Below are 20,964 nucleotides of genomic sequence, written 5' to 3' on the forward strand. Positions count from 1 at the left end.
CAAATTCTAGCAAAAACAAAAAGCTTAATGTTAATCAAAATTTAATAAACTTACACAACACCATAGAAACAAATCAAACAAATTTTAAGGAAAAACAATGCCACAAGCACCCCTAACAAGACAATCTCAAAGAGATGCCTTGCACTCTACCATTTGGAAAGTCGCCAATAAGCTACGCGGAAATATTGATGGCTGGGACTTTAAAATGTATGTGCTAGGTATGCTATTTTACCGCTTCATTAGTGAAAATCTAGCAGCATATATCAATGCCAAGCAAGGCATAGACCCTGCCACCTCGCATACGGGAGGAGGGGAGAGGGAGAACCCCAACAGCTACGAAAATTTAAGTGATAAAGATATAGATGAAAATGAAAAGAGTCGCGAAGCTATCATTGATGCAAAGGGCTTTTTCATCTACCCAAGCCAGCTATTTTGCAATGTTTTAAAAGCCCACGCCCACGACACCACAAACCTAAATCAAACCCTAAGCAATGTTTTCGCACAGATAGAAGCCTCCACCATAGGCACACAAAGTGAAGCTAAATTTAAAGGACTCTTTAGCGATATTGATGTCAATTCTAGCAACAAACTAGGTGAGACCCTACTCAAACGCAACGAAAAACTCTATCAAGTAATGCAAGAAATAGCCACGCTTGATTTGCATTATAGTGATAATGCTATCGATACCTTTGGCGATGCGTATGAATACCTTATGCGTATGTATGCGGATAAAGCAGGCAAAAGTGGGGGTGAGTTTTTCACCCCGCAAGAAGTGAGCCACCTCCTAGCAAGGCTTGTAAGCTATGGTAAGCAAAGTGTCAATAAAGTCTATGACCCAGCTTGTGGGAGTGGCTCGCTGCTCTTGCAATTTGCCAAAGTGCTAGGCATTGACAACATTAAGCAAGGCTTTTTTGGGCAGGAGATCAACCCCACAAGTTATAATCTCTGCCGTATCAATATGCTTTTGCACGATATAGGCTTTGAGAATTTTGACATAGCCCTAGGCGATATACTCCTAGAGCCAAAGCACGCAGATGATGAGCCTTTTGATGCCATTGTATCAAATCCTCCATATTCTACCAAATGGATAGGCGATGATGACCCTAAACTTATCAATGACCCTCGCTTCGCCCCTGCTGGTATGCTAGCCCCTAAATCTTACGCTGATTTGGCTTTCACTATGCATATGCTCTCTTGGCTCTCTCCTAGCGGCACTTGTGCCATAGTAGAATTCCCGGGCGTACTTTATCGCGGAGGCAAAGAAAAGCAAATTCGCAAATATTTGATAGATAATAACTTCATAGACACCATTATCCAACTTCCGGAAAATCTCTTTTTTGGCACAAATATTGCCACTTCTATCATCGTGCTAAAGAAAAATAAGCAAAGCGTAGCGACCTTTTTCATCGATGCAAGTGAGCAATTTATCAAAATTACAAAGAAAAATATCCTAGAGCCAAGCCATATAGACACCATAGTAAATGCCTATGCCACACGCCAAGATATAGAGCATTTCTCGCGTTTAGTAAGCCTTGAAGAAATACGAGCAAACGACTATAATCTAAGCACCTCTACTTACATCACGCCAAAGGACACAAGAGAAGTCATAGACATCACCGCTCTCAATGCACAAATCGCCCAAATCGTAGAGAAGCAAGCCGCCCTAAGAGTGCAGATAGATTCTATCATCAGCTCCCTAGAAGGTGCTAACTAATGCGAAGCCTAAAACTCCTAGCCCAAAGCACCGCCTCCACCATAGCCGTAGAATTTACCCCAAGCAAAAAAGTGGATTCTAGCTACCAAAGCGAATCCCAGCTAGAAAAAGAGCTTATCGCCACACTCCAAGCCCAAGGCTATGAATACGCCCCTATCAGTGATGAAAAATCCCTAGAATCCAATCTGCGCACAAAGCTAGAGACGCTAAACTCCACCACCCTAAGCGACACAGAGTGGCAGAGATTTTTCAAGCAAGTGCTAGCTAGGGCAAATGCCTCTATTGTAGAAAAAAGCCAGCTAATCCAAGAGGACTATATCCAGCCCCTAGAGCGTGATAATGGCAGCACTATCAACTTTAAGCTAATCGACAAAGCCGACATACATAAAAACTCCCTGCAAGTTATCAATCAGTTTCAAGCCCAAAGCCCCACGCGCTCCCACCGCTATGATGTAACTATCCTAGTCAATGGACTGCCCTTAGTGCATATCGAGCTAAAGCGGCGCGGCATAAGCCTTAAAGAAGCTTTTAGGCAGATCAATCGCTACGGGCGGGAGAGCTTTTTTAGCGGGAGTGGGCTCTTTGAGTTTGTGCAGATTTTTGTCATCAGCAACGGCACGCAAAGCAAGTATTATTCTAACACTACACGCGATTTACATATCAAAACAAAGCAAGGCATAAAAACGACTAAAACTTCCAACACCTTTGAATTCACAAGCTATTTTAGCGATGAGAAAAACACCATCATAGATGATTTAATAGACTTTGCAAAGACCTTTTTTGCTAGGCATACACTTTTGCAAATCTTATGCCATTACTGCGTGCTAGATGTGGATAGAAAGCTCCTAGTCCTGCGACCTTATCAAATCGCCGCGTGTGAAAAGATCTTGCAACAAATCGCCATAAGCTACCACAACAAATTCTACGAAAAATCAAACGGACAAAAAAGTGGCGGCTATATTTGGCACACCACAGGCAGTGGCAAAACGCTCACAAGCTTTAAAACCGCCCAGCTAGTAAGCAAAATCCCAGAAATCGCTAAAGTGCTTTTTGTCGTGGATAGAAAAGACCTAGACTATCAAACTATGCGAGAATACGATAGATTCCAAAAGGGTGCTGCCACAGGGAGCAAAAGCACCAAAGAGCTGCAATCACGCCTTAACAGCACAGATAAAAACCACAAAATCATCATCACCACTATCCAAAAGCTCTCCCGCTTCATCACCCAAGCAGAAAAAGACCATACAATCTTTAACGAACATATTGTGATGATTTTTGATGAGTGCCATAGAAGTCAATTTGGGCAAATGCAAAAAGACATCACCAAAGCCTTTAAAAAGCTCTATCTTTTTGGCTTTACAGGCACGCCCATTTTCGCCGCAAACGCTCTAGGCTATGAGACGACACAGCGAGTCTTTGGCGAGTGCTTACATCGCTATACCATTATCCACGCCATACGCGACCATAATGTCCTGCCATTTCGCGTAGATTACCACACCACGACCAAAGATATCACGCAAATCACAGATGAGATTTTGCTAAATCCCACCCGTATAGAGCATATCACTCGCTATATCTTAGAGCATTTCACCACTCACACCAAACGCAACGCAAAGTCTTACAATCTAAATGGCAAGCACACGCTAGGCTTTAACGCTCTTTTTGCCACCCAGTCTATCCCTATGGCTATGCGATATTATGAAGAGTTTAAAAGACAGCAAGCCCACCTAAGCCAAAATGAAGCCCTAAAAATAGGCATCATTTACAGCTATGCCCCAAACGATGAGCTAGAAGAAGAAAACAGCGAGGACACCACCGCCCTGCCTAAGTCTCAAAGAGACTTTTTAGACGCGGCGATAAGCGACTATAACGCAATATTTGCGTGCAGATTTGATAGCTCCGCGGATAATTTTCAAAACTACTACAAAGACTTCTCCCTAAAGCTTAAAAATAGAGAGCTAGACCTAGCTATCGTAGTCAATATGTTTCTAACAGGCTTTGACGCCACCACGCTAAATACCCTTTATGTCGATAAGTCCTTACGCTATCACGGGCTTTTACAAGCCTACTCACGCACCAATAGAATCCTAAATTCCGTCAAAAGCTTTGGCAATATCATAGCCTTTAGAGACCTAAGCAAAGCCACAGATGACGCCCTAGCTCTCTTTAGCGATGAAAATGCCAAAGGCATAGTCTTTCTAAGAAGCCTAGAAGAATACCTACAAGGCTACACCGATGAAAACGGACAAAAACATAAAGGCTACAACGAGCTTACAAAAGAGCTTACAGACAAATTTCCGCTTGAAAGCTTCCGCCAAGCCACGCTAAAGACAAGCCAGAAAAAGCACTTTTTAGCCCTCTTTGGAGAGCTTTTAAAGCTGCGTAATATCCTTGAAATTTTTGATAATTTTAGCGATCCACTAAATGAACGCGATAAGCAAGATTATCAAAGCCACTACATAAGCACCTATGAAGAGCTACGCAAAGACAAAGATGACAAAGAAAGCACCCTAGATGAAGTAGAATTTGAAGTCGAGCTTCTAGCTCAAGTAGAAGTAAGCATAGAATATATCCTAGAGCTTATCGCCAAATATCACAAAGACCAAGCCACCAACTACGAGCCTATACTAAAGCTACTAGATTCTAGCCTAAGCCTACGGAGTAAAAAGGAGCTTTTTTTACGCCTCATAGACTCTTTACACACGCAAAGCAATGTGGAAAAAGACTTTAGCACCTACATCAAAACGCATAAAAATAACGCCTTGCAAGACATCATAAACGCCCTAAATTTAGACCCCAAAAAGACTAAAGAATTTATGCAAGATAGCTTTGAGCGAGGTGAGCTAAGGGACTATGGGAGAGCTTTTGATGAGATTTTGCCACCTTCTCCACTCTTTGGCAAGGGTGCAGAGCAGACGCATAAAGTCCGCAAGCAAGCCCTAGAAAAGCTACAAGCATTTTTCGAGCTTTTTAAGGGACTAGATATGAGCAACAAGGAGCAATGATGAAAGCCTTAAACAATAACGCCCACCCCCTAGAATCCTTACTGAAACAACACTGCCCTAATGGCGTGGAGTTTAAAGAGCTGCAAGAGATTTGTAAGCTACAAGCTGGAGATAGAATTATCAAATCAATGATGAACGATAAGGCTAAATACCCCGTTATGGGTGGCGGCACAGAACCGACAGGCTATTATCACGATTATAATTTCAATCAAGCTATAACCATAGCAAGAGCAGGAAGTGCAGGCTATGTTGCTTGGCAAGAAGGAAAATTTTGGGCGACTGATGTTTGTTTTGTGGCAATTTTGCCTATTAGTCATTGCGAGACTTCCGCAAGGAAGTCGCGGCAATCCACAAATACAAAATCTAAACAAATGGATTGCCACGAATTTGACAAGTCAAATTCTCGCAATGACAAAGCCATACTCAAATTTGTTTTTTATGTCTTAAAAGCCAATGAATACGAATTGAAAAAGCATCTTTATGGTGGTTCTATGCCTAAGCTTGATAAAAATTATCTTTGGAGTTTCCCTATCCCCCTGCCGCCGCTAGAAATTCAGCAAAAAATCGTAGATATTTTAGACGCCTTTACAGAATTACAAGCAGAATTACAAGCAGAATTACAAGCACGCCGCAAGCAGTATGAATATTATAGAAACAAGCTTTTAAGCTTTGAGGAACTACAAAGACGCACTGATATGCTAAACGGGGGGGGTCTTAAGCTTGTAACCTTAGGCGAGATAGGAACTTTCACGCGTGGCAATGGTTTAACAAAAAGCGATTTTGTAGAAGTTGGCGTGCCTTGTATCCATTATGGGCAAATCCACACGCATTACCATAATTACACTCATAGCACAACAAGCTTTGTCAGTGAAGAAAAAGCAAGGAAACTAAAAAAGGCTAAGTGTGGGGATTTAGTCATAGCTGGGGTAAGCGAGGATAAAGACTGCGTTTGTAAGGCAGTCGTGTATCTAGGAAAGCAAGAAGCGTGTGTTAGTGGTGATACTTTCATATTCTCACACTCACAAAATCCAAAATTTATAGGTTATATGTTTCAAACCGAAAATTTTAATACATTTAAACACAAATATGCACAAGGTGCAAAAGTTTTAAGAGTTCATAACAAGCACTTAGAAAATTTCCAAATCCCCCTACCGCCTTTAGAAGTGCAAAATGAAATCGTAGAGATTTTAGACAAATTTGACACACTGGCAAATGATTTAAGCGCAGGGCTGCCCGCCGAGATAGAAGCGAGGAAAAAACAATATGAGTATTACAGAGAGAGACTTTTAAGCTTTATTGCAAAGGATTAACTCCCTCATCTTTTAAATTCATCGTTATAGCTACGCCCTTATTTTTAGGAGGATAGGCGATGAATTTACCTTTTTGACTTTCTAAGAATTCCAAAACCTTAGCGTCAAAAATGCTATCATAACTCTTTTCTACCGAAGTGTAGCCGAATTTCCCCTCGCTATCGATGAAAATTTTTACCTTAACGCCTATATTTTTAGGATTAGGATAGTATTGACTCCAACGCTGTTTAATCACCCTTTCAACCTTACCTAAAAACTCATCATAAATCCCTACTTTTTGTGCTTGGGTGCTTTGTCCGTTTGCGGTGCTTTCTTCTGGGATAAGATTGTCATTTAATTGCTTTAATAATTCGGCGGCACTTTGGGAATTTGTGCCTTGTCCTGATTTTTTGGAGGATTGAATTTGCGTGCTTTTTTCTTCTTGTATTTCTTTGACATTGCCAAAAAGGGCGTTAAAATCGGTGGCTTTTTGATTAACATTTTGCGTTTTGACCATTTTATTAGTCGTTTTTGCGAAAAGATCATTGACATCAACGGGGCTTGTTTGAGGCTTAGGAGTGGGCTTAGGGCTTGAAATTTGCGTAGAAGCTTCACTTAAATCGACATTAATAAAACTATCTTTTATATCCGTATAACTTAAAACAGGCTCTTGCATAGTAACTAGCCTAAAAAAGACAAAGCCCACAACGATAAAATAAACCCCACAAGCGAGACAAAAGGAGGTAAGATTACTCAAGCCATAATTTTTCATCATTATTCAGTCTGTAAGGCGACCTTGCTAAAGCCTAAATTTTTCACACTTCTTAAAACGAAAATCACATCATCATACTTTAAACTCTTATCCGCTCTTATGAAAACAGGCTCTTCAGTGTTAAATTGTGCCTTTTTTTGTGCAAGATTATCCGCGAAAGAAAGGAAGTCAAATTTTTCTTGATTGATGAAAATTTCTTTTTTAGAATTCACGCTTACAATAAGACTTTTCACGCTCGGCGAACTTGCACTTTTTTGTGAGCCTTGAGGGAGATTAACCTTTTCTTCGTAAGTAATACTAGGAGCAGTAACCATCAAAATGGCTAATAAAACAAGCATAATATCCACTAAGGGAGTGATATTAAGCTCGGGCTTTTCATCATCAAACGGCATATTAACCCTTATGTGAGCTAAGAACCTTAATCTCACTATCAATAATGCTTAAAAGCTCAAAAGCCTTTCTTTTAATAATAAGATGAAAAGTATAAGCAGGGATAGCGACTAAAATTCCACAGCCCGTAGCTACTAAAGCCTCGCTAATTTTAGGTGCGATAATGCTTAAGGAATTTTGTGTGCCAAGTCCTCCAAAAGTCTCAAGTATAGAGATAACCGTGCCAAAAAGTCCTATAAAAGGCGAAGTCGAAGCAACGATACTTAGCCAAGTTAGCCCCAAAGAAGAGCGGCGTGCGGCTAAATTTTTATAAATTTCTAAATGCGAAAGGCTTGTGTCGGTGCATTTTCTTAAAATAGAATCGGTGCGACTTAAATCCTTCTCGCCTAAAAGTAAGGTTTCTAAACTTTCCTTTTCCTTACTACGCCAATTTGCCAAAAAAGAAAGCCTTGCAAAAAGTATAGCAAAAGAAAGGATAAAATAAAAAGAAAGCCAAGCCAAAACCACATAGCTAATAAGACTTGATTCGTTAAAAAAATGGAAAATAGCCTCGAAATTCATACATTTGCCTTAGCATTATCAAGCTTAGAAAAGGTCGCAGCTAAGGCGGCATTGTCCGAACTCATAGCTTTGATTAAGTCTTTTGCGTTATTAAGATTTTTCTCAATCTCACTTTCACTTGAGCCGCAAACCCAAACAGCACCTTTAGCCAAAACGCAAACTTTGTCTTCATCTACCTTAGCATAGCCTGAGTCAATGGCAACTAATTCGTGTTTTAAATCTTGTTTTTCTACATCAATGACGCCAGATTTTAAAGAAGCCACTAAACTCGCATGCCCCCTTAAAACACCAAATTCCCCCTCACTTCCAGGTAAGGTAACGGACTTTACCTCTCCTTGATAAATCATTCCTAGAGGGGTTACTATTTCTAAAGATATTAAATCCTGCATCAATTAGCCTTTTTTTGTTCAACCTTACAATTATCTAAGCAAGTATCACCTCTACTAATCTCCCTCAGAGTTTCTGCCTTAGCAATTGCCTCGTCAATATTTCCTACCATATAAAAAGCATTTTCTGGCAAATCATCATACTTACCCTCTAAAATGCCCTTAAATCCACTGATAGTCTCTTCAAGGCTTATATATTTACCCGGACTTCCCGTAAAAACTTCCGCCACGAAGAAAGGCTGAGATAGGAATTTTTCTATTTTCCTTGCTCTTTCGACGACAAGTTTATCTTCTTCGCTAAGCTCGTCCATACCTAAGATAGCGATAATATCTTGTAAATCTTTGTATTTTTGAAGCACAGATTGAACGCCCCTTGCTACCTTATAATGTTCCTCACCTATGATTTGTGGGTCAAGCATACGCGAAGTTGAATCAAGTGGATCAACAGCTGGATAAATTCCCTTTTCAGCAATAGCACGGTTAAGCACTGTAGTTGCATCAAGGTGTGCAAAAACGGTGGCAGGTGCTGGGTCTGTCAAGTCATCCGCTGGGACATAGACGGCTTGAACAGAAGTTATAGAACCTTTTTTAGTGGAGGTAATCCTCTCTTGGAATTTACCCATTTCACTTGCTAAAGTCGGTTGATAGCCTACTGCTGATGGGATACGCCCTAAAAGAGCGGACATTTCGGAACCTGATTGAGAAAATCTAAAAATATTATCAATAAACATCAATACATCAAGCCCCATTTCATCTCTAAAATACTCCGCCATAGTAAGACCTGTAAGGGCGATGCGATTTCTAGCACCTGGTGGTTCGTTCATTTGCCCATAACATAGAGCAACTTTATCTAAAACATTACTTTCTTTCATTTCATTATAAAGGTCATTTCCCTCACGCGTTCTTTCGCCCACACCAGCAAATACAGAATAACCGCTATGTTTAAAGGCGACATTGTGAATAAGCTCCATAATAATCACCGTCTTACCCACACCGGCACCGCCGAAAAGTCCTACCTTACCACCCTTAGCATAAGGCGCAAGCAAATCTACAACCTTAATACCCGTTTCAAAAATTTCACTCTTAGTGCTTTGCTCTTCAAAGGCAGGTGGGTCTCTATGAATACTCCAATGCTTATCAAAGCTTATCTCTTCGCCCTCATCTATCAAATCGCCCGTAACATTAAAAATCCTTCCCAAAACTTTTTCACCCACAGGCACAGAAATAGGACCTCCCAAAGCTTCCACCTTAAGTCCTCTTACTAAACCATCTGTCATATCCATAGCTATGGTTCTTACTCTATTGTCCCCCAAATGTGCGGCGACTTCTAGGATTAATTTTTGCTCTTTTCCATCGTTATTAAAATCTACCCTTATCGCTTCGTTAATTTGTGGTAAATAATCATCAAAATCCACATCTACAACAGGTCCTAATACCTGCGAAATAAATCCTTGCATTAATTCTCTCCTTAAAAATTTACTTACTTCATCGCCTCAACACCACTGATAATCTCAATCAATTCAGTAGTGATGGACTCTTGTCTTGCTTTATTATAAGCTAAATTGAGCTGCTTTACTCTTGCTTTAGCATTGTTTGTGGCATTATCCATAGCCTGCATTCTAGCACTATGTTCAGCCGCCAAAGAATCAATAAGAGCGTAATACATATTGTATTCAAAATAAGTTTTCATCAATTCCTCTAAAAGCTCTCTTTCCTCCGGCTCAAATTCCAAAAGCGAATTTGCGGATTTTTCATCAATAGCTTTAGGCTCCACAGGGATAAGATGACTAATTTTAAGCTCTTGAGTGATCATATTTTTATAGCCATTATGCACCAAAACAATAGCATCGGTCTCTCCAGCCAAATAATCCTCAACCGCGGCACTAATCACCTCACAAGCTTTTTCATAATCAGGACTTGAGCTAAGATGAAGATATTTTTTCAAAAGCTCTCTTTTTTGGAAATTAAAATACTCTATGCCTGTTTTTCCTATGGCTCTTAATCTCACAGCTATATTCTGCTCTTCATAATCCTTTAAAAGCTCATCTACGGCTTTAATGGTCTTAATATTAAAGCCGCCACAAAGCCCCTTATCTGCGGTGATAAAAATTACATCTACATTTTTAAATTTTTCTCTTTTTTGAAAACAGCTTAATTGAATATCTTTTTCATCTTGATTTGCCTTGTGAATTTGAAAAGAAATTTCATTAAGCATTTCATCAATTTTTTGTGCGTAAATTTTAGACCTCTTCGCTGCTTCTTCAGCTTTTTTAAGCTTTGCAGTAGAAACAAGTTTCATCGCATTGGTCGTTTTTTGCGTATTATGAACGCTTTTTATCTTTCTTTTAATTTCTTTAAGATTAGACATAAAAAAGCCTTATATATGATTTTCTTTAAAATCTTCAATAGCCTTAGCTAATTTATCTTCCAAATCTTTATCCAAAGCCTTTTTGGTGCGAATTTGCTCAAAAAGGTCTGGATATTTAGCCTCAATAAAAGGATAAATACCATCTTCAAATTCTCTAATTTTGCTTACCGCCACATCATCTAAAAATCCTCTTGTTCCTGCAAATATAAGCACAACTTGCTTTTCCACAGATAAAGGCGAATAAGGCGGTTGCTTTAAAAGCTCGACCATTCTTTGTCCGCGTTCTAATTGCTTACGACTTGCTTCATCTAAATCACTTGCAAACTGAGCGAAAGCTTGAAGCTCCCTATACTGCGCTAAATCAAGCCTTAAAGTCCCAGAAACTTGCTTAGTCGCTTTAATCTGTGCTGCTCCACCCACACGAGATACGGATAAACCGACATTAATAGCAGGGCGAATGCCTGAATTAAACAAATCTGTTTCTAAGAAAATTTGTCCATCCGTAATGGAAATAACATTAGTTGGAATATAAGCAGAAACATCTCCCGCTTGCGTTTCTATAATAGGCAAAGCCGTCAAACTTCCTGCACCAAGCTCGTCATTAAGCTTAGACGCTCTTTCAAGCAATCTTGAATGTAAATAAAACACATCACCCGGATAAGCCTCACGACCCGGAGGACGGCGTAAAATTAGCGACATCTCTCGGTAAGCCACAGCGTGCTTACTTAAATCATCATAAACAATTAAAGCGTGTTTTGAATTATCCCTAAAATATTCACCCATAGTTACACCAGCATAAGGGGCGAGATATTGTAAAGCAGCGGAATCTGAAGCGCCTGCATTTACAACTATGGTATATTCCATAGCACCATGCTCTTCAAGCCTTTTTACCACTTGTGCAACGGTGCTTTGCTTTTGCCCTATGGCAACATAAATACAAATAACCCCTTGTCCTCTTTGAGAGATGATTGTATCCACAGCGACGGTAGTTTTACCCGTTTGCCTATCGCCTATAATTAGCTCTCTTTGTCCCCTACCGATAGGAACGAGGGCGTCAATCGCCTTAATCCCAGTATGCAAAGGTTCGTGAACGCTTTTTCTAGCCATAATACCCTTTGCCTTCTCTTCAACAAAACGAAATTCACTTGCATTTATAGGACCCTTAGCGTCAATAGGCTCTCCCAAAGCATTAACAACACGACCGATTAAAGCCTCTCCAACAGGCACTTTAAGAAGCTTTTTAAGCCTTTTAACAGAGTCGCCCTCCCTTAAGCCTTCACCCTTTCCTAAAACAACTATACCAACACTGCTTTCTTCAAGGTTAAGTGCCATACCCTTTTCACCATTTTCAAACTCAACCATCTCTCCAGCCATAATGTTTTTAAGACCATAAACCTTAGCCACACCATCTGCAACAGATATGATTTTGCCAGTTTCTTCAATTTCCAAATTTAAGTCAAAATTTTCTATTCTTTCTTTAATAATAGAACTGATCTCATCAGCTTTAAATTTCATTCATATTCTCCTTAAATAGTTTTAAGTATAAACTCGCTTAGTTTATTTTGCAAAGTTTTCATAGAAAAAGAAAGCTCATAGCCAAGCTCCTCCAACGCAATTTTTACCCCATCAATTTGTGTCATTTGAACGCTTAGTTGAATTTTAACATTAAATTTTGCACTAAGCTTATTTTCAAGTTCTTTTAAACTTTGTTCGTCTAAATTTTCACTCGTATAAACCACGCCCAAAAAAACATTTTCCTTAAAGGCATTTTGTCTTTCAAGCTCTTCAACGATGTATGGCACACAAGAAAGTCTTGAATTTTCTATCAAAATTTTTAGAAAATTTTTAAAATTTGGGCTAAGTTGTTCAAAAAAAGACTGGATAAGCTCTAGCTTTTTTTCTTTTTTAATCTCGGTAGATTCCACTAAAATTCTAAATTTAGCCAAGGTAAAAGCCGAAGCTAAGATGCGTAAATTTTCATAAAAATCTCTAGCATCAGCCCTTAAAGCGATGGCTTTGGCATATTTTTTTGCTACCGTATTCATTAAGAAGCCTTTTTCATCATAATATTAATAATTTCTTTTTGTCCAAAATGTGCATTATTTTCATCAAAAAGCTCAGCTAAAATTTGAGAGATGACCTCTTTTTCCATTTTTCTCAATTCATATTCTTTTTGCTCTTCAAAATGCCTATCCAAAAGCGCAAGCTCTCCTTGCAATTCTTCTTTAATCCCGTTTGCTAAAATTTCCGCTTCTTTTTTAGATACAATCAAAGCCTCCGCAGCATTAGCCTTCGCCTCCTCTAGCTTTTTCATTATATCAAGCTTTTTAGATTTACTTTCAAGCAATTTTTTTTGTATCTCATCTAGTCTAGAAGAAATTTTTAAAATACGACTTTTATAAAAATGCTTCGCAGGATTGACTAATAAATAATAAAGTATCGCAACGAAGATAACAAAATTCACCGTTCTAGGTATAATGTCATACTCTCCACTTCCACTCGGTGCAGCAACAGCACTTAAAGGCAATAAATAAATAAGATAAATTAACCCCTTCATCACTCTCCTTAAATCTTTTTAATATTATTTTCTAAAAGTTGTTTAAATTCTGGTAAGTTTTTTAATAAATTTTGCTTCAATTCCTCTTTTTGTGCATTAAGCTCGACATAAAAACTTGCCATTTTACACTCAAGCTCTTCCTTCTTTGCTTTAATTGCGACTTGTGCTTCTTCTTTGGCTTGATTAATAGCACTTTGTTTAATTTTATGAATTTCTTCTCTTGTGCTTTGATGGATTTTTTCTACCTCATCGTTTGCTCCAAGCATTTCTTGTGAATTTTCCTTGACCTTATTTTCATCATTTTTAATGGAGCTATTTCTCTCGTCTATAAATCTTAACAAAGGCTTGTATAGCATAGAATTTAAAATCAAAATCATAACTAAAAAAATTGCCATTGTGGCTAACATTATCGAAATGTGCATATCTGAAAACATTATTTTCCTTTATCATAAACTATTGTAAATACTGTATCTAAAACAAACTAAATTCTAAATTTCAAGCTAAAATTTCAAATAATTTTTTAATTTTATCTTTATTTGTTAAATATATTGTTAGTTTTTCCCTTTTATTTTCACACTTTAAGCCATATTGATTTAAAATTTTCTTAATTTTTTGCATATCCTCATCAAATTCAAAAGAAAATTTTTCATCTTTTGGCTTTTTATTTTTCAAATTTTGGACGATTTTCTCAGTATCTCTTACACTTAATTTTTGCCCTATAATGCTATCGACCATAGTTTTTTCATCATCTTTTTTAAGTCCAACTAAAATTTTAGCGTGTCCTTGTGAAATTTTACCCTCACTAATTAATTTTTGCGTTGTTTGTTCTAAATTTAAAAGTCTTAGTGTATTTGTGATTTGCGCGCGACTTTTATGGATAATGGACGCTAAATTTTCTTGAGTGATTTGATGCTCTTCAATCAAACTTTTGTAAGAATAAGCCAATTCGATAGGATTTAAATTTTCTCTTTGTATATTTTCTATCAAAGCAAGTTCTCTAAGCCTTTTTTCCTTGACATCAGCCACAAAAGCCAAAATGCTCTTAAGTCCTAAAATTTTACTCGCCCTAAGCCTACGCTCTCCCGCGACTAAAATATAACGCCCATCTTTTTTAAGCACGATAATGGGCTGAATGAGTCCATATTCTTTAATAGAATTAGCAAGCTCCTCCAAAGCCTCTTCGTCAAAATGCTTTCTAGGCTGGTAAGGGTTAAGGTCTATTTTGGCTAAAGGAATTTCGCTGACTTGATTTGTATCCAGTCCTAATTCTTTGCTATATACCTCGTCCAAATCGCCGATTAATTTACTTAAACCTTTATCTTTATTTAAACCCATCAATTTATCCTAAAATACAATAAGCCAAATTTTGATACGCCAAAGAACCGGGTGATTTTATATCATAAAGTATAATGGGCTTCCCAAAACTTGGACTTTCCGCAAGCTTTACATTTCTAGGGATAATGATAAAGTCATCTTCACTGCTTTTCATTTTAAAAAGCTGCTTTTTGAAATTTTGCTTTAAATCCTCCACAACATCTTTAGAAAGATTATTTTGCGAACTATACATAGTCGGCAAAAAGCCCCTAACCTTAAGCTTTGGATTAATCGTTTTTTTAATAATCTTAATGGTATTTAGCACCATAGCCACACCTTCAAGTGCATAAAATTCACATTGTATAGGGATAATCACACTATCACTCGCCGCAAAAGCGTTAATGGTAATATTTCCAAGTGCAGGAGGCGAGTCTATAATGATAAAATCATACTTATCCACGACTTCCTCAAGTTGCCTTTTAAGCATCATTTTCTTTTCATTTCCCTCATCTTTAGCAAGCTCTTGTTCTATACCGACAAGCCCTATATTTGACGGAGCTAAATGCAATTGAGGTAATTCTGTTTTTAAAATAATATCACTTAATTTTTTACGACCTATGAAAACATGATAAATATTATATTCATAATTATTTCTGTTAAAACCAAGTCCTGTTGTTGCATTTGCTTGTGGATCTACATCGATTAAAAGCACCTTTTTTTCTGCTACCGCCAAAGAAGCTGCTAAATTGACCGCTGTGGTCGTTTTACCCACACCACCTTTTTGATTTGCTATTGTTATCACTTCGCTCATCTTAAACTATATACCCTTTTATTTGCTAATAATATCGAACCATCTTCATACAAAAGGGCATCTTTTAATGCATAAAGCCTACCCTCATAATGGACACTAAATTTTTTTGATTTTTCAAATTCTAACACATACTTACTAAAAATCTGCTTCCATAAAAATTTTTTTTCCAAAACTTTTATAAATTCCTCCACCAATTCTTTAATCTCTATTTCAATATCACAAAAGGTGGCATTTTGCGGAGCAAATTTAAGATTAAGCCCCATACCACAGACTACAAATTCGCCTATTTTATGACTCATCACTCCGCCGACTTTTTTATCTCCTAAATACAAATCGTTCGACCATTTAAGCCAAATTTGTGAGCCTTTTTGTGCCAAAAGATCCTTTAAAAGATAGGCAAAATAAATACTCACAGAAGCCAAAGGCAAATCACTTGGCAAATCTTCCTCTCTTACGCAAAAAGAAAGATGTAAATTCCCCCTAGAGCTAATCCAAGCATTATCTCTACTCCCCACTCCGCTAGTTTGTTCCAAAGCGTAAATGGCGGTATTTTGCTTTATCTCATCTTTTCTTATTTGTTCGCATAAAAAAAGCTGCGTGGAGGCTATTTTTTCAATACAAATAATCTGCACTCTTTAGCCTTTTTCCATTTAAAAAAGTTCTCCCATCAAGAGGTTTTTTACCACTTTCTTGCAGCACTTTAATCCTTAAAGTTCCTTTTTTACAAGTTAGCAAAAAACTCTCTTTTTCTAGGGCTAAAATAAGCCCCTCTTTTTCATTTTCCTTTTCATCATAAAGTTCTATGTCTAAAAATTTCAAACCATTTTCCAAAAAAACACCCGGCCAAGGATAAAAGGCTAAAAATTTACGATATAGCTTTTTTGCATGACTTAAATCTACCAAACCATCTTCTTTTTTGATTTTCTTACAAATGCTAACCTTGCTTTCATCTTGTTTTTGTGGGGTGATTTGAGAAAAATGACGCAAAGTTTCCACCGCTAAAGAAGCTGCTAAATTTCCAAAAATTTCAAAAACTTCCTCTGCCTTCTTATCTTTGATATCGCACTCCACGCTTTGTAAAATAGCCCCCGTGTCAAGACCTGCATCCATAAGCATAGAGCAAACTCCACTAACCTCATCGCCATTTAAAATCGCACTTTGTATGGGACTAGCACCACGGTATTTAGGCAAAAGTGAAGCGTGAAGGTTGATACAAGGAGCTAGATCTAAAATATTTTGTGGCAGTATTTTACCATAAGCAGCAACCACTATAAAATCAGGCTTTAAAGCCTTTAAGCTTTCAAAAAGCTCTTCATCTTTAAGACTTTTAGGGGTAAAAATGGGAATTTGAGGGGCAGTTTTTTGCAAAAAAGCCTTAGTGTCGCTAGGGGTTAAAATTTGTTTTCTTCCCACCGCTTTATCGGGCTGAGTAAAAAGTGCTAAAAGTTCAAAATGCCTTAAAAGTTCTTGCAAAATGTGTGTAGCGTAGGCTGGAGTTCCCATAAATACAAGCTTTTTCATATAAAACCCTTTCGTAAATTTATGGGAAAAGCCCCAAAAGGACTTTAAAGACCTACGGCACTCAAAGTTTGATATTTGCTCATATAAATTTGAGCTTCAATTTTCCTCATCGTATCTAAGGCGACTTGCACGACAATCAAAACAGAAGTTCCACCAAAATTAAAAGGAACTCCCATAAATTTCACCAAAACCCAAGGTAAAGTTGCCACCAAAGCAAGATAAATAGAACCTGAAAGAGTCAGCCTTGAAGCGACCTCATTAAGATACAAAGCCGTCCCCTCACCCGGACGAATGCCTGGGATAAAGCCTCCTTGCTTTTTAAGATTTTCAGCGATGTCCTTAGCATTAAACACTATACTCGCATAAAAATAGGCAAAAAACACCACAAATAAGAAAGTCAAAATGTGAAACGCATAAGAATTTGGATTTAAAAAATCATTAACCGCCAAGATGTAAGGATTCGTGCTAGTTTGCAAAATGGTCGCCGGAAACATTAAAATCGCACTTGCAAAAATAGGAGGTATCACACCACTTAAATTTACCTTAATAGGGATATAGTTCATAATGCGTTTATTTTGATTTTGCATCACAACCTTACGAGAATAAGAAATGGGAATTCTACGCTCCCCAAGCTCAACATAAATAATCACACCTATAGTTAATAAAATAAGCAATAAAATCGCAAAAGCAGTTAAGAAATTCATCTCACCTGAATTAATTTGTCCAACGCTGTTTGAAATGGCTGAAGGTATAGTAGAAACGATACCCGCAAAAATGATAAGTGAGATACCATTACCTACGCCTTTTTGTGTGATTTGCTCTCCTAACCACATCAAAAGCATAGTTCCAGCTAGCATAGAAATAGCACATAAAGCGATGAAAGTATTTAAGTCCTCTACCATAATAGCACTTGAACCACCACGCCCGTGCAAACTTTGCAAACCTATGGCGACACCTATACTTTGCACTAAGGTAATCACAATGGTCGCATAACGAATAATTTGCATATATTTTTGCATACCATCGCGTTCTTTTTTCATCTTGCCTATGTTAGGAAAGGTTGCTGCAAGAAGCTCCATAATAATAGAAGCCGTGATATAAGGCATAATCCCCAAGGAGATAATGGAAAATCTCTCCGCCGCTCCCCCACTAAAAACATTAAAAAGCCCTAACGCATTATTTTCATTATGATTAAAAAATTCTGCAATAACATCAGCATTGACGCCGGGAACTGGCACATAAGCTAAAACCCTATAAGCAAATAAAAATGCTAATGTAATTAAAATTTTATTCGTCAATGCTCTATTCATTATTTTATTCCGCTAAGGCTGATATTTTCATCTTTAACTTTAGCTTTTAAATCCTTCGCACTTGCACCGATTAGCTTAATTTTACTAACAGATTTTGAAATTTTATGCACGGATTTAATGCTCTCAAAAGTGATTTCGCTCAAATCTTTAATGGCTGTAATTTTTTCCACATTAATCACATAAGGTTTTTCGACCTTAGAAGTAAAACCCACTTTTGGCAATCTTCTTTGAAGAGGTTGTTGTCCTCCTTCAAAGCCTCTTTTTTCATTGTAACCTTTTCTTGCAGTTTGTCCCTTTCCACCTTTTGTGGCTGTTTTACCCATACCACTACCTTGACCGCGACCGATTCTTTTAATTTTTCTTGTCGATCCTGCTGCTTTTGTTAAATTCATTTTTTATCCTTTTAGCATCGTTAAGGCTTTGATAGTCGCACGAACCACATTTGCCGAATTATTTGAACCTAAAGATTTTGTTAAAATATCTTTAATCCCAGCAAGCTCTACAATAGGACGCGTAGAACCACCAGCGATAACACCCGTTCCCTCACTAGCAGGCTTAAGCAAAATGCGACTTGCATTATACTTAACCTCAACATCGTGAGCTATGGTAGAGCCTTTAGTCTTAACCTCAACCATATTTTTAAAAGCATCATCAACAGCCTTGCGAATCGCATCTGGGACTTCCTTAGCCTTGCCATAGCCTACGCCGACAAGCCCTTTTCTATTACCCACAATCACTAAAGCAGTAAAGCGAAATCTCCTACCACCTTTAACGACCTTAGTAACTCTACCTATATCGACAATGACTTCTTCAAATTCTTCTCTATTATACTTTTCCATAAACTCTCCTTATAGCCTAATGCCATTTTCTCTTAAAGACTCTGCTAAAGCTGCAATCACTCCGTGATATACATAGCCATTTCTATCAAAAACGCCTTGTTCTATTTTCTGTGCTTTAAGAACTTTTGCAAATTCTGCACCGATTTTCTTTGCGCCGTCTTTATTTGCCTTAATGCCTAATTTATGCCCATCAGCTGCTGCTAAGGTAATATTTTTTACATCATCAATGGCTTGGATATATAAGGTTCTATTAGACTTAAACACAGAAATTCTAGGAAGAGTAGCACAACCTGAAATTTTAGCCCTAATTCTTCTTTTTCTTTTAATTCTAAGACTGATTTTTCTCTTTAATACATTTGCTCTCATACCCTATCCTTACTTCTTAGATGTCTTACCAGCTTTGCGGATAATACGCTCATTGGCATATTTCACGCCCTTACCTTTGTATGGCTCTGGTGGTCTAAATTCGCGGATTTGCGCGGCGACCTGTCCAACGACTTGCTTATCGCTTCCTTTAACAATTACATTATTTTTATCTACGCTAATCTCAATTCCTGCTGGAATTTCGTAATCAATAGGATGAGAAAAACCAAGATTTAATTCCAAAACCTTGCCCTTTAAAGCCGCCTTATAACCTACTCCATTAATCTCAAGTGTTTTAGAAAACCCTTCCGTCAAGCCTACAATGACATTATAAGCTAAAGCTCTATAAGTTCCCCAATAAGCCCTACTTTGTCTATCTTCACCTTTTGGAGAAAAAAGAATCTGATTATCTTTAATCTCAACATTAACATTTGCCTTAGTGTCTAAGTCCTTTGCCAAATTTCCTTTTTTAAATTTAAGCAAAGTTCCTTCTAATTTTACCTCTACGCCATTAGGGATAGAGATAGGTTGCTTACCTATACGAGACATATTTTTTCCTTTTTATTTGTCTAGGATATTTCTACTTTTATAAAGAATGGATACCCAATGCCATAAAAAGCAGATTTACCAAATGGTGCATAAAATTTCGCCACCAACACCAGCTTTAAAAGCTTCATCGTTAGCTAAAACGCCACGACTAGTGCTAACTACGATAGTACCATAACCATTTTTAAAGCGTTTAATTTCATCTTTGCCTTTATAAACGCGGCGACCCGGCTTAGAAATTCTCTTAAGCTCATTAATAACGCTTTTGCCTTTTTCATCATATTTCAAAACAACATTGATAAATTTTTTCTTGTCTTCCTCGACAACATTAAAGCTATCAATATAACCCTTAGCTTGAAAAATCCCTACCAAAGCTTCCACAACCTTAGAGTGCAAAAGCTTAGTCGTTTCAAGTCTTCTCATACCTGCATTACGAATTCTTGTAAGAGAATCTGAAATTATATCATTAATCATATTTTATCCTTACCAACTTGCTTTTTTAAGACCCGGGATTAAGCCTTCATTGCCCATTTTTCTAAGGCAAACTCTGCAAATTCCAAAATCTCTATAAACTGAATGCGGACGCCCACAAATTTGACATCTTGTGTAGCCACGAACTTTAAATTTAGGCTTGCGTGCTGCTTTTGCGATCATTGATTTTTTAGCCATATTACTTTCCTTTTGCAAATGGCACACCGATAAGCTCTAAAAGCTTTTGTGCCTCTTTATCATTTTGTGCAGTTGTAACGATAGAAATATTCATTCCGTGAGTGCGTAAAATTTTATCATACTCTACTTCTGGAAACATTAACTGCTCATTAAGTCCAAAATTATAATTTCCCCTACCATCAAAACCATCACGACTTAGCCCTCTAAAATCTTTCACCCTTGGAAGTGCAATAGAAATAAGCTTATCTAAAAAGGCAAACATATTGTCCTTTCTTAAAGTTACCATCACACCCACAGGGAATCCCTCACGCACCTTAAAGCCTGCGACAGACTTTTTGGCTTTAGTAATCACAGCTCTTTGTCCGGCGATTAAAGAAATCGTATCTGCTACATTTTGTAATACTTTTTGATCCTTAGCTAATTCTCCAGCACCCACACTAATCACAACCTTTTCAAGAGCAGGGATAAGCATAGGATTTTTAATATCAAATTCCTTAACTAAAGCCGCTTTAATATCTTGACTATATTTTTCTTTTAATCTCATAGCCT

25 protein-coding genes are annotated in these 20,964 nt (G+C 37.6%); 3 read left to right on the forward strand and 22 right to left on the reverse strand.

Translation table 11 applies throughout. The features are described from left to right. Positions 1-97: 97 nt before the first annotated feature. Genes EL158_RS08065 through EL158_RS08075 form a run of 3 tightly spaced genes read left to right on the forward strand, consistent with a single transcriptional unit; the run spans position 98 to position 6,029 of the window. Positions 98-1,714 carry a type I restriction-modification system subunit M gene (locus tag EL158_RS08065; RefSeq protein ID WP_027304218.1) on the forward strand — a complete coding sequence of 539 codons (1,617 nt, stop codon included), beginning with the start codon at positions 98-100 and terminating at the stop codon, positions 1,712-1,714. After that, positions 1,714-4,719 carry a type I restriction endonuclease subunit R gene (locus tag EL158_RS08070; RefSeq protein WP_027304217.1) on the forward strand — a complete coding sequence of 1,002 codons (3,006 nt, stop codon included), beginning with the start codon at positions 1,714-1,716 and terminating at the stop codon, positions 4,717-4,719. Before EL158_RS08065 ends, EL158_RS08070 begins: the two co-directional genes overlap by 1 nt. Then, a complete protein-coding gene (locus tag EL158_RS08075; RefSeq protein ID WP_081788091.1) occupies positions 4,716-6,029 on the forward strand; it encodes a restriction endonuclease subunit S in 1,314 nt (437 codons plus the stop codon). Before EL158_RS08070 ends, EL158_RS08075 begins: the two co-directional genes overlap by 4 nt. Here the strand turns inward: EL158_RS08075 and EL158_RS08080 are convergent. From EL158_RS08080 to rplE, 22 genes are all read right to left on the reverse strand, one after another. Further along, on the reverse strand, positions 6,013-6,780 hold the full coding sequence (locus tag EL158_RS08080) for a TonB C-terminal domain-containing protein (RefSeq protein ID WP_027304215.1): 768 nt from the start codon (positions 6,778-6,780) through the stop codon (positions 6,013-6,015). The genes EL158_RS08075 and EL158_RS08080 overlap by 17 nt on opposite strands. Positions 6,781-6,782: 2 nt before the next feature. Continuing rightward, entirely contained in the window at positions 6,783-7,172 is a 390-nt protein-coding gene (locus tag EL158_RS08085; RefSeq protein WP_004278019.1) for an ExbD/TolR family protein, read from the reverse strand. A 1-nt stretch (position 7,173) separates the two neighbouring features. After that, on the reverse strand, positions 7,174-7,731 hold the full coding sequence (locus EL158_RS08090; RefSeq protein WP_027304214.1) for a MotA/TolQ/ExbB proton channel family protein: 558 nt from the start codon (positions 7,729-7,731) through the stop codon (positions 7,174-7,176). After that, positions 7,728-8,120, reverse strand: coding sequence for an ATP synthase F1 subunit epsilon (atpC, locus tag EL158_RS08095; protein ID WP_004275659.1), 393 nt, complete (start codon positions 8,118-8,120; stop codon positions 7,728-7,730). The genes EL158_RS08090 and atpC overlap by 4 nt, the downstream gene beginning before the upstream one ends. Then, positions 8,120-9,574 (reverse strand): F0F1 ATP synthase subunit beta, encoded by a 1,455-nt coding sequence (atpD, locus tag EL158_RS08100; RefSeq protein WP_027304213.1) that lies wholly within the window; start codon positions 9,572-9,574, stop codon positions 8,120-8,122. Before atpD ends, atpC begins: the two co-directional genes overlap by 1 nt. Positions 9,575-9,597: 23 nt before the next feature. Continuing rightward, positions 9,598-10,485: an ATP synthase F1 subunit gamma gene (gene atpG / locus EL158_RS08105; RefSeq protein ID WP_027304212.1), complete on the reverse strand. Its 888-nt coding sequence runs from the start codon at positions 10,483-10,485 to the stop codon at positions 9,598-9,600. A 9-nt stretch (positions 10,486-10,494) separates the two neighbouring features. Continuing rightward, complete coding sequence (atpA, locus tag EL158_RS08110) at positions 10,495-12,000, reverse strand: F0F1 ATP synthase subunit alpha (RefSeq protein ID WP_027304211.1); 1,506 nt, start codon at positions 11,998-12,000, stop codon at positions 10,495-10,497. Between the two features lie 11 nt (positions 12,001-12,011). Continuing rightward, positions 12,012-12,530, reverse strand: coding sequence for a F0F1 ATP synthase subunit delta (locus EL158_RS08115; protein WP_027304210.1), 519 nt, complete (start codon positions 12,528-12,530; stop codon positions 12,012-12,014). Next, positions 12,530-13,042 (reverse strand): F0F1 ATP synthase subunit B, encoded by a 513-nt coding sequence (locus EL158_RS08120; RefSeq protein ID WP_027304209.1) that lies wholly within the window; start codon positions 13,040-13,042, stop codon positions 12,530-12,532. Before EL158_RS08120 ends, EL158_RS08115 begins: the two co-directional genes overlap by 1 nt. 8 nt (positions 13,043-13,050) lie before the next feature. Beyond that, positions 13,051-13,476, reverse strand: a complete 426-nt coding sequence (locus EL158_RS08125; RefSeq protein ID WP_027304208.1) for a FoF1 ATP synthase subunit B' — start codon at positions 13,474-13,476, stop codon at positions 13,051-13,053. A gap of 61 nt (positions 13,477-13,537) precedes the next feature. Continuing rightward, positions 13,538-14,377 (reverse strand): ParB/RepB/Spo0J family partition protein, encoded by an 840-nt coding sequence (locus EL158_RS08130; RefSeq protein WP_027304207.1) that lies wholly within the window; start codon positions 14,375-14,377, stop codon positions 13,538-13,540. A 4-nt stretch (positions 14,378-14,381) separates the two neighbouring features. Then, positions 14,382-15,167 (reverse strand): ParA family protein, encoded by a 786-nt coding sequence (locus tag EL158_RS08135; protein WP_004278029.1) that lies wholly within the window; start codon positions 15,165-15,167, stop codon positions 14,382-14,384. Further along, positions 15,164-15,799: a biotin--[acetyl-CoA-carboxylase] ligase gene (locus EL158_RS08140; protein WP_027304206.1), complete on the reverse strand. Its 636-nt coding sequence runs from the start codon at positions 15,797-15,799 to the stop codon at positions 15,164-15,166. The genes EL158_RS08135 and EL158_RS08140 overlap by 4 nt, the downstream gene beginning before the upstream one ends. Beyond that, a complete protein-coding gene (gene fmt / locus EL158_RS08145) occupies positions 15,780-16,688 on the reverse strand; it encodes a methionyl-tRNA formyltransferase (RefSeq protein WP_027304205.1) in 909 nt (302 codons plus the stop codon). Before fmt ends, EL158_RS08140 begins: the two co-directional genes overlap by 20 nt. Before the next feature lie 44 nt (positions 16,689-16,732). After that, positions 16,733-17,998, reverse strand: a complete 1,266-nt coding sequence (secY, locus tag EL158_RS08150) for a preprotein translocase subunit SecY (protein WP_004278032.1) — start codon at positions 17,996-17,998, stop codon at positions 16,733-16,735. Next, the gene (rplO, locus tag EL158_RS08155; RefSeq protein ID WP_004275671.1) at positions 17,998-18,390 is read right to left on the reverse strand and encodes a 50S ribosomal protein L15; all 393 of its coding nucleotides are present in this window, start codon (positions 18,388-18,390) and stop codon (positions 17,998-18,000) included. Before rplO ends, secY begins: the two co-directional genes overlap by 1 nt. A 3-nt stretch (positions 18,391-18,393) precedes the next feature. Further along, positions 18,394-18,837, reverse strand: a complete 444-nt coding sequence (gene rpsE / locus EL158_RS08160; protein ID WP_004275672.1) for a 30S ribosomal protein S5 — start codon at positions 18,835-18,837, stop codon at positions 18,394-18,396. A 9-nt stretch (positions 18,838-18,846) separates the two neighbouring features. Continuing rightward, positions 18,847-19,203 (reverse strand): 50S ribosomal protein L18, encoded by a 357-nt coding sequence (rplR, locus tag EL158_RS08165; RefSeq protein ID WP_004278035.1) that lies wholly within the window; start codon positions 19,201-19,203, stop codon positions 18,847-18,849. A 9-nt stretch (positions 19,204-19,212) separates the two neighbouring features. Then, complete coding sequence (rplF, locus tag EL158_RS08170) at positions 19,213-19,749, reverse strand: 50S ribosomal protein L6 (protein WP_027304204.1); 537 nt, start codon at positions 19,747-19,749, stop codon at positions 19,213-19,215. Between the two features lie 75 nt (positions 19,750-19,824). Next, the gene (gene rpsH / locus EL158_RS08175) at positions 19,825-20,220 is read right to left on the reverse strand and encodes a 30S ribosomal protein S8 (RefSeq protein ID WP_004275675.1); all 396 of its coding nucleotides are present in this window, start codon (positions 20,218-20,220) and stop codon (positions 19,825-19,827) included. Positions 20,221-20,229: 9 nt separating this feature from the next. Continuing rightward, positions 20,230-20,415: a type Z 30S ribosomal protein S14 gene (locus EL158_RS08180; RefSeq protein WP_002779433.1), complete on the reverse strand. Its 186-nt coding sequence runs from the start codon at positions 20,413-20,415 to the stop codon at positions 20,230-20,232. Position 20,416: 1 nt separating this feature from the next. Next, on the reverse strand, positions 20,417-20,959 hold the full coding sequence (gene rplE / locus EL158_RS08185; protein WP_004278038.1) for a 50S ribosomal protein L5: 543 nt from the start codon (positions 20,957-20,959) through the stop codon (positions 20,417-20,419). Between the last annotated feature and the right edge of the window lie 5 nt (positions 20,960-20,964).

Origin of the sequence: Campylobacter upsaliensis, from assembly GCF_900637395.1 — a bacterium.
GTDB classification, from domain to species: Bacteria; Campylobacterota; Campylobacteria; order Campylobacterales; family Campylobacteraceae; genus Campylobacter_D; species Campylobacter_D upsaliensis.

What these genes read in the sequence shown, in the direction of transcription:
- EL158_RS08065 (WP_027304218.1), top strand. Translation starts at nt 98, where the DNA reads ATGCCACAAGCACCCCTAACAAGACAATCTCAAAGAGATGCCTTGCAC.
- EL158_RS08070 (WP_027304217.1), top strand. Translation starts at nt 1,714, where the DNA reads ATGCGAAGCCTAAAACTCCTAGCCCAAAGCACCGCCTCCACCATAGCC.
- EL158_RS08075 (WP_081788091.1), top strand. Translation starts at nt 4,716, where the DNA reads ATGATGAAAGCCTTAAACAATAACGCCCACCCCCTAGAATCCTTACTG.
- EL158_RS08080 (WP_027304215.1), bottom strand. Translation starts at nt 6,780, where the DNA reads ATGAAAAATTATGGCTTGAGTAATCTTACCTCCTTTTGTCTCGCTTGT.
- EL158_RS08085 (WP_004278019.1), bottom strand. Translation starts at nt 7,172, where the DNA reads ATGCCGTTTGATGATGAAAAGCCCGAGCTTAATATCACTCCCTTAGTG.
- EL158_RS08090 (WP_027304214.1), bottom strand. Translation starts at nt 7,731, where the DNA reads ATGAATTTCGAGGCTATTTTCCATTTTTTTAACGAATCAAGTCTTATT.
- atpC (WP_004275659.1), bottom strand. Translation starts at nt 8,120, where the DNA reads ATGCAGGATTTAATATCTTTAGAAATAGTAACCCCTCTAGGAATGATT.
- atpD (WP_027304213.1), bottom strand. Translation starts at nt 9,574, where the DNA reads ATGCAAGGATTTATTTCGCAGGTATTAGGACCTGTTGTAGATGTGGAT.
- atpG (WP_027304212.1), bottom strand. Translation starts at nt 10,485, where the DNA reads ATGTCTAATCTTAAAGAAATTAAAAGAAAGATAAAAAGCGTTCATAAT.
- atpA (WP_027304211.1), bottom strand. Translation starts at nt 12,000, where the DNA reads ATGAAATTTAAAGCTGATGAGATCAGTTCTATTATTAAAGAAAGAATA.
- EL158_RS08115 (WP_027304210.1), bottom strand. Translation starts at nt 12,530, where the DNA reads ATGAATACGGTAGCAAAAAAATATGCCAAAGCCATCGCTTTAAGGGCT.
- EL158_RS08120 (WP_027304209.1), bottom strand. Translation starts at nt 13,042, where the DNA reads ATGAAGGGGTTAATTTATCTTATTTATTTATTGCCTTTAAGTGCTGTT.
- EL158_RS08125 (WP_027304208.1), bottom strand. Translation starts at nt 13,476, where the DNA reads ATGTTTTCAGATATGCACATTTCGATAATGTTAGCCACAATGGCAATT.
- EL158_RS08130 (WP_027304207.1), bottom strand. Translation starts at nt 14,377, where the DNA reads ATGGGTTTAAATAAAGATAAAGGTTTAAGTAAATTAATCGGCGATTTG.
- EL158_RS08135 (WP_004278029.1), bottom strand. Translation starts at nt 15,167, where the DNA reads ATGAGCGAAGTGATAACAATAGCAAATCAAAAAGGTGGTGTGGGTAAA.
- fmt (WP_027304205.1), bottom strand. Translation starts at nt 16,688, where the DNA reads ATGAAAAAGCTTGTATTTATGGGAACTCCAGCCTACGCTACACACATT.
- secY (WP_004278032.1), bottom strand. Translation starts at nt 17,998, where the DNA reads ATGAATAGAGCATTGACGAATAAAATTTTAATTACATTAGCATTTTTA.
- rplO (WP_004275671.1), bottom strand. Translation starts at nt 18,390, where the DNA reads ATGAATTTAACAAAAGCAGCAGGATCGACAAGAAAAATTAAAAGAATC.
- rpsE (WP_004275672.1), bottom strand. Translation starts at nt 18,837, where the DNA reads ATGGAAAAGTATAATAGAGAAGAATTTGAAGAAGTCATTGTCGATATA.
- rplR (WP_004278035.1), bottom strand. Translation starts at nt 19,203, where the DNA reads ATGAGAGCAAATGTATTAAAGAGAAAAATCAGTCTTAGAATTAAAAGA.
- rplF (WP_027304204.1), bottom strand. Translation starts at nt 19,749, where the DNA reads ATGTCTCGTATAGGTAAGCAACCTATCTCTATCCCTAATGGCGTAGAG.
- rpsH (WP_004275675.1), bottom strand. Translation starts at nt 20,220, where the DNA reads ATGATTAATGATATAATTTCAGATTCTCTTACAAGAATTCGTAATGCA.
- EL158_RS08180 (WP_002779433.1), bottom strand. Translation starts at nt 20,415, where the DNA reads ATGGCTAAAAAATCAATGATCGCAAAAGCAGCACGCAAGCCTAAATTT.
- rplE (WP_004278038.1), bottom strand. Translation starts at nt 20,959, where the DNA reads ATGAGATTAAAAGAAAAATATAGTCAAGATATTAAAGCGGCTTTAGTT.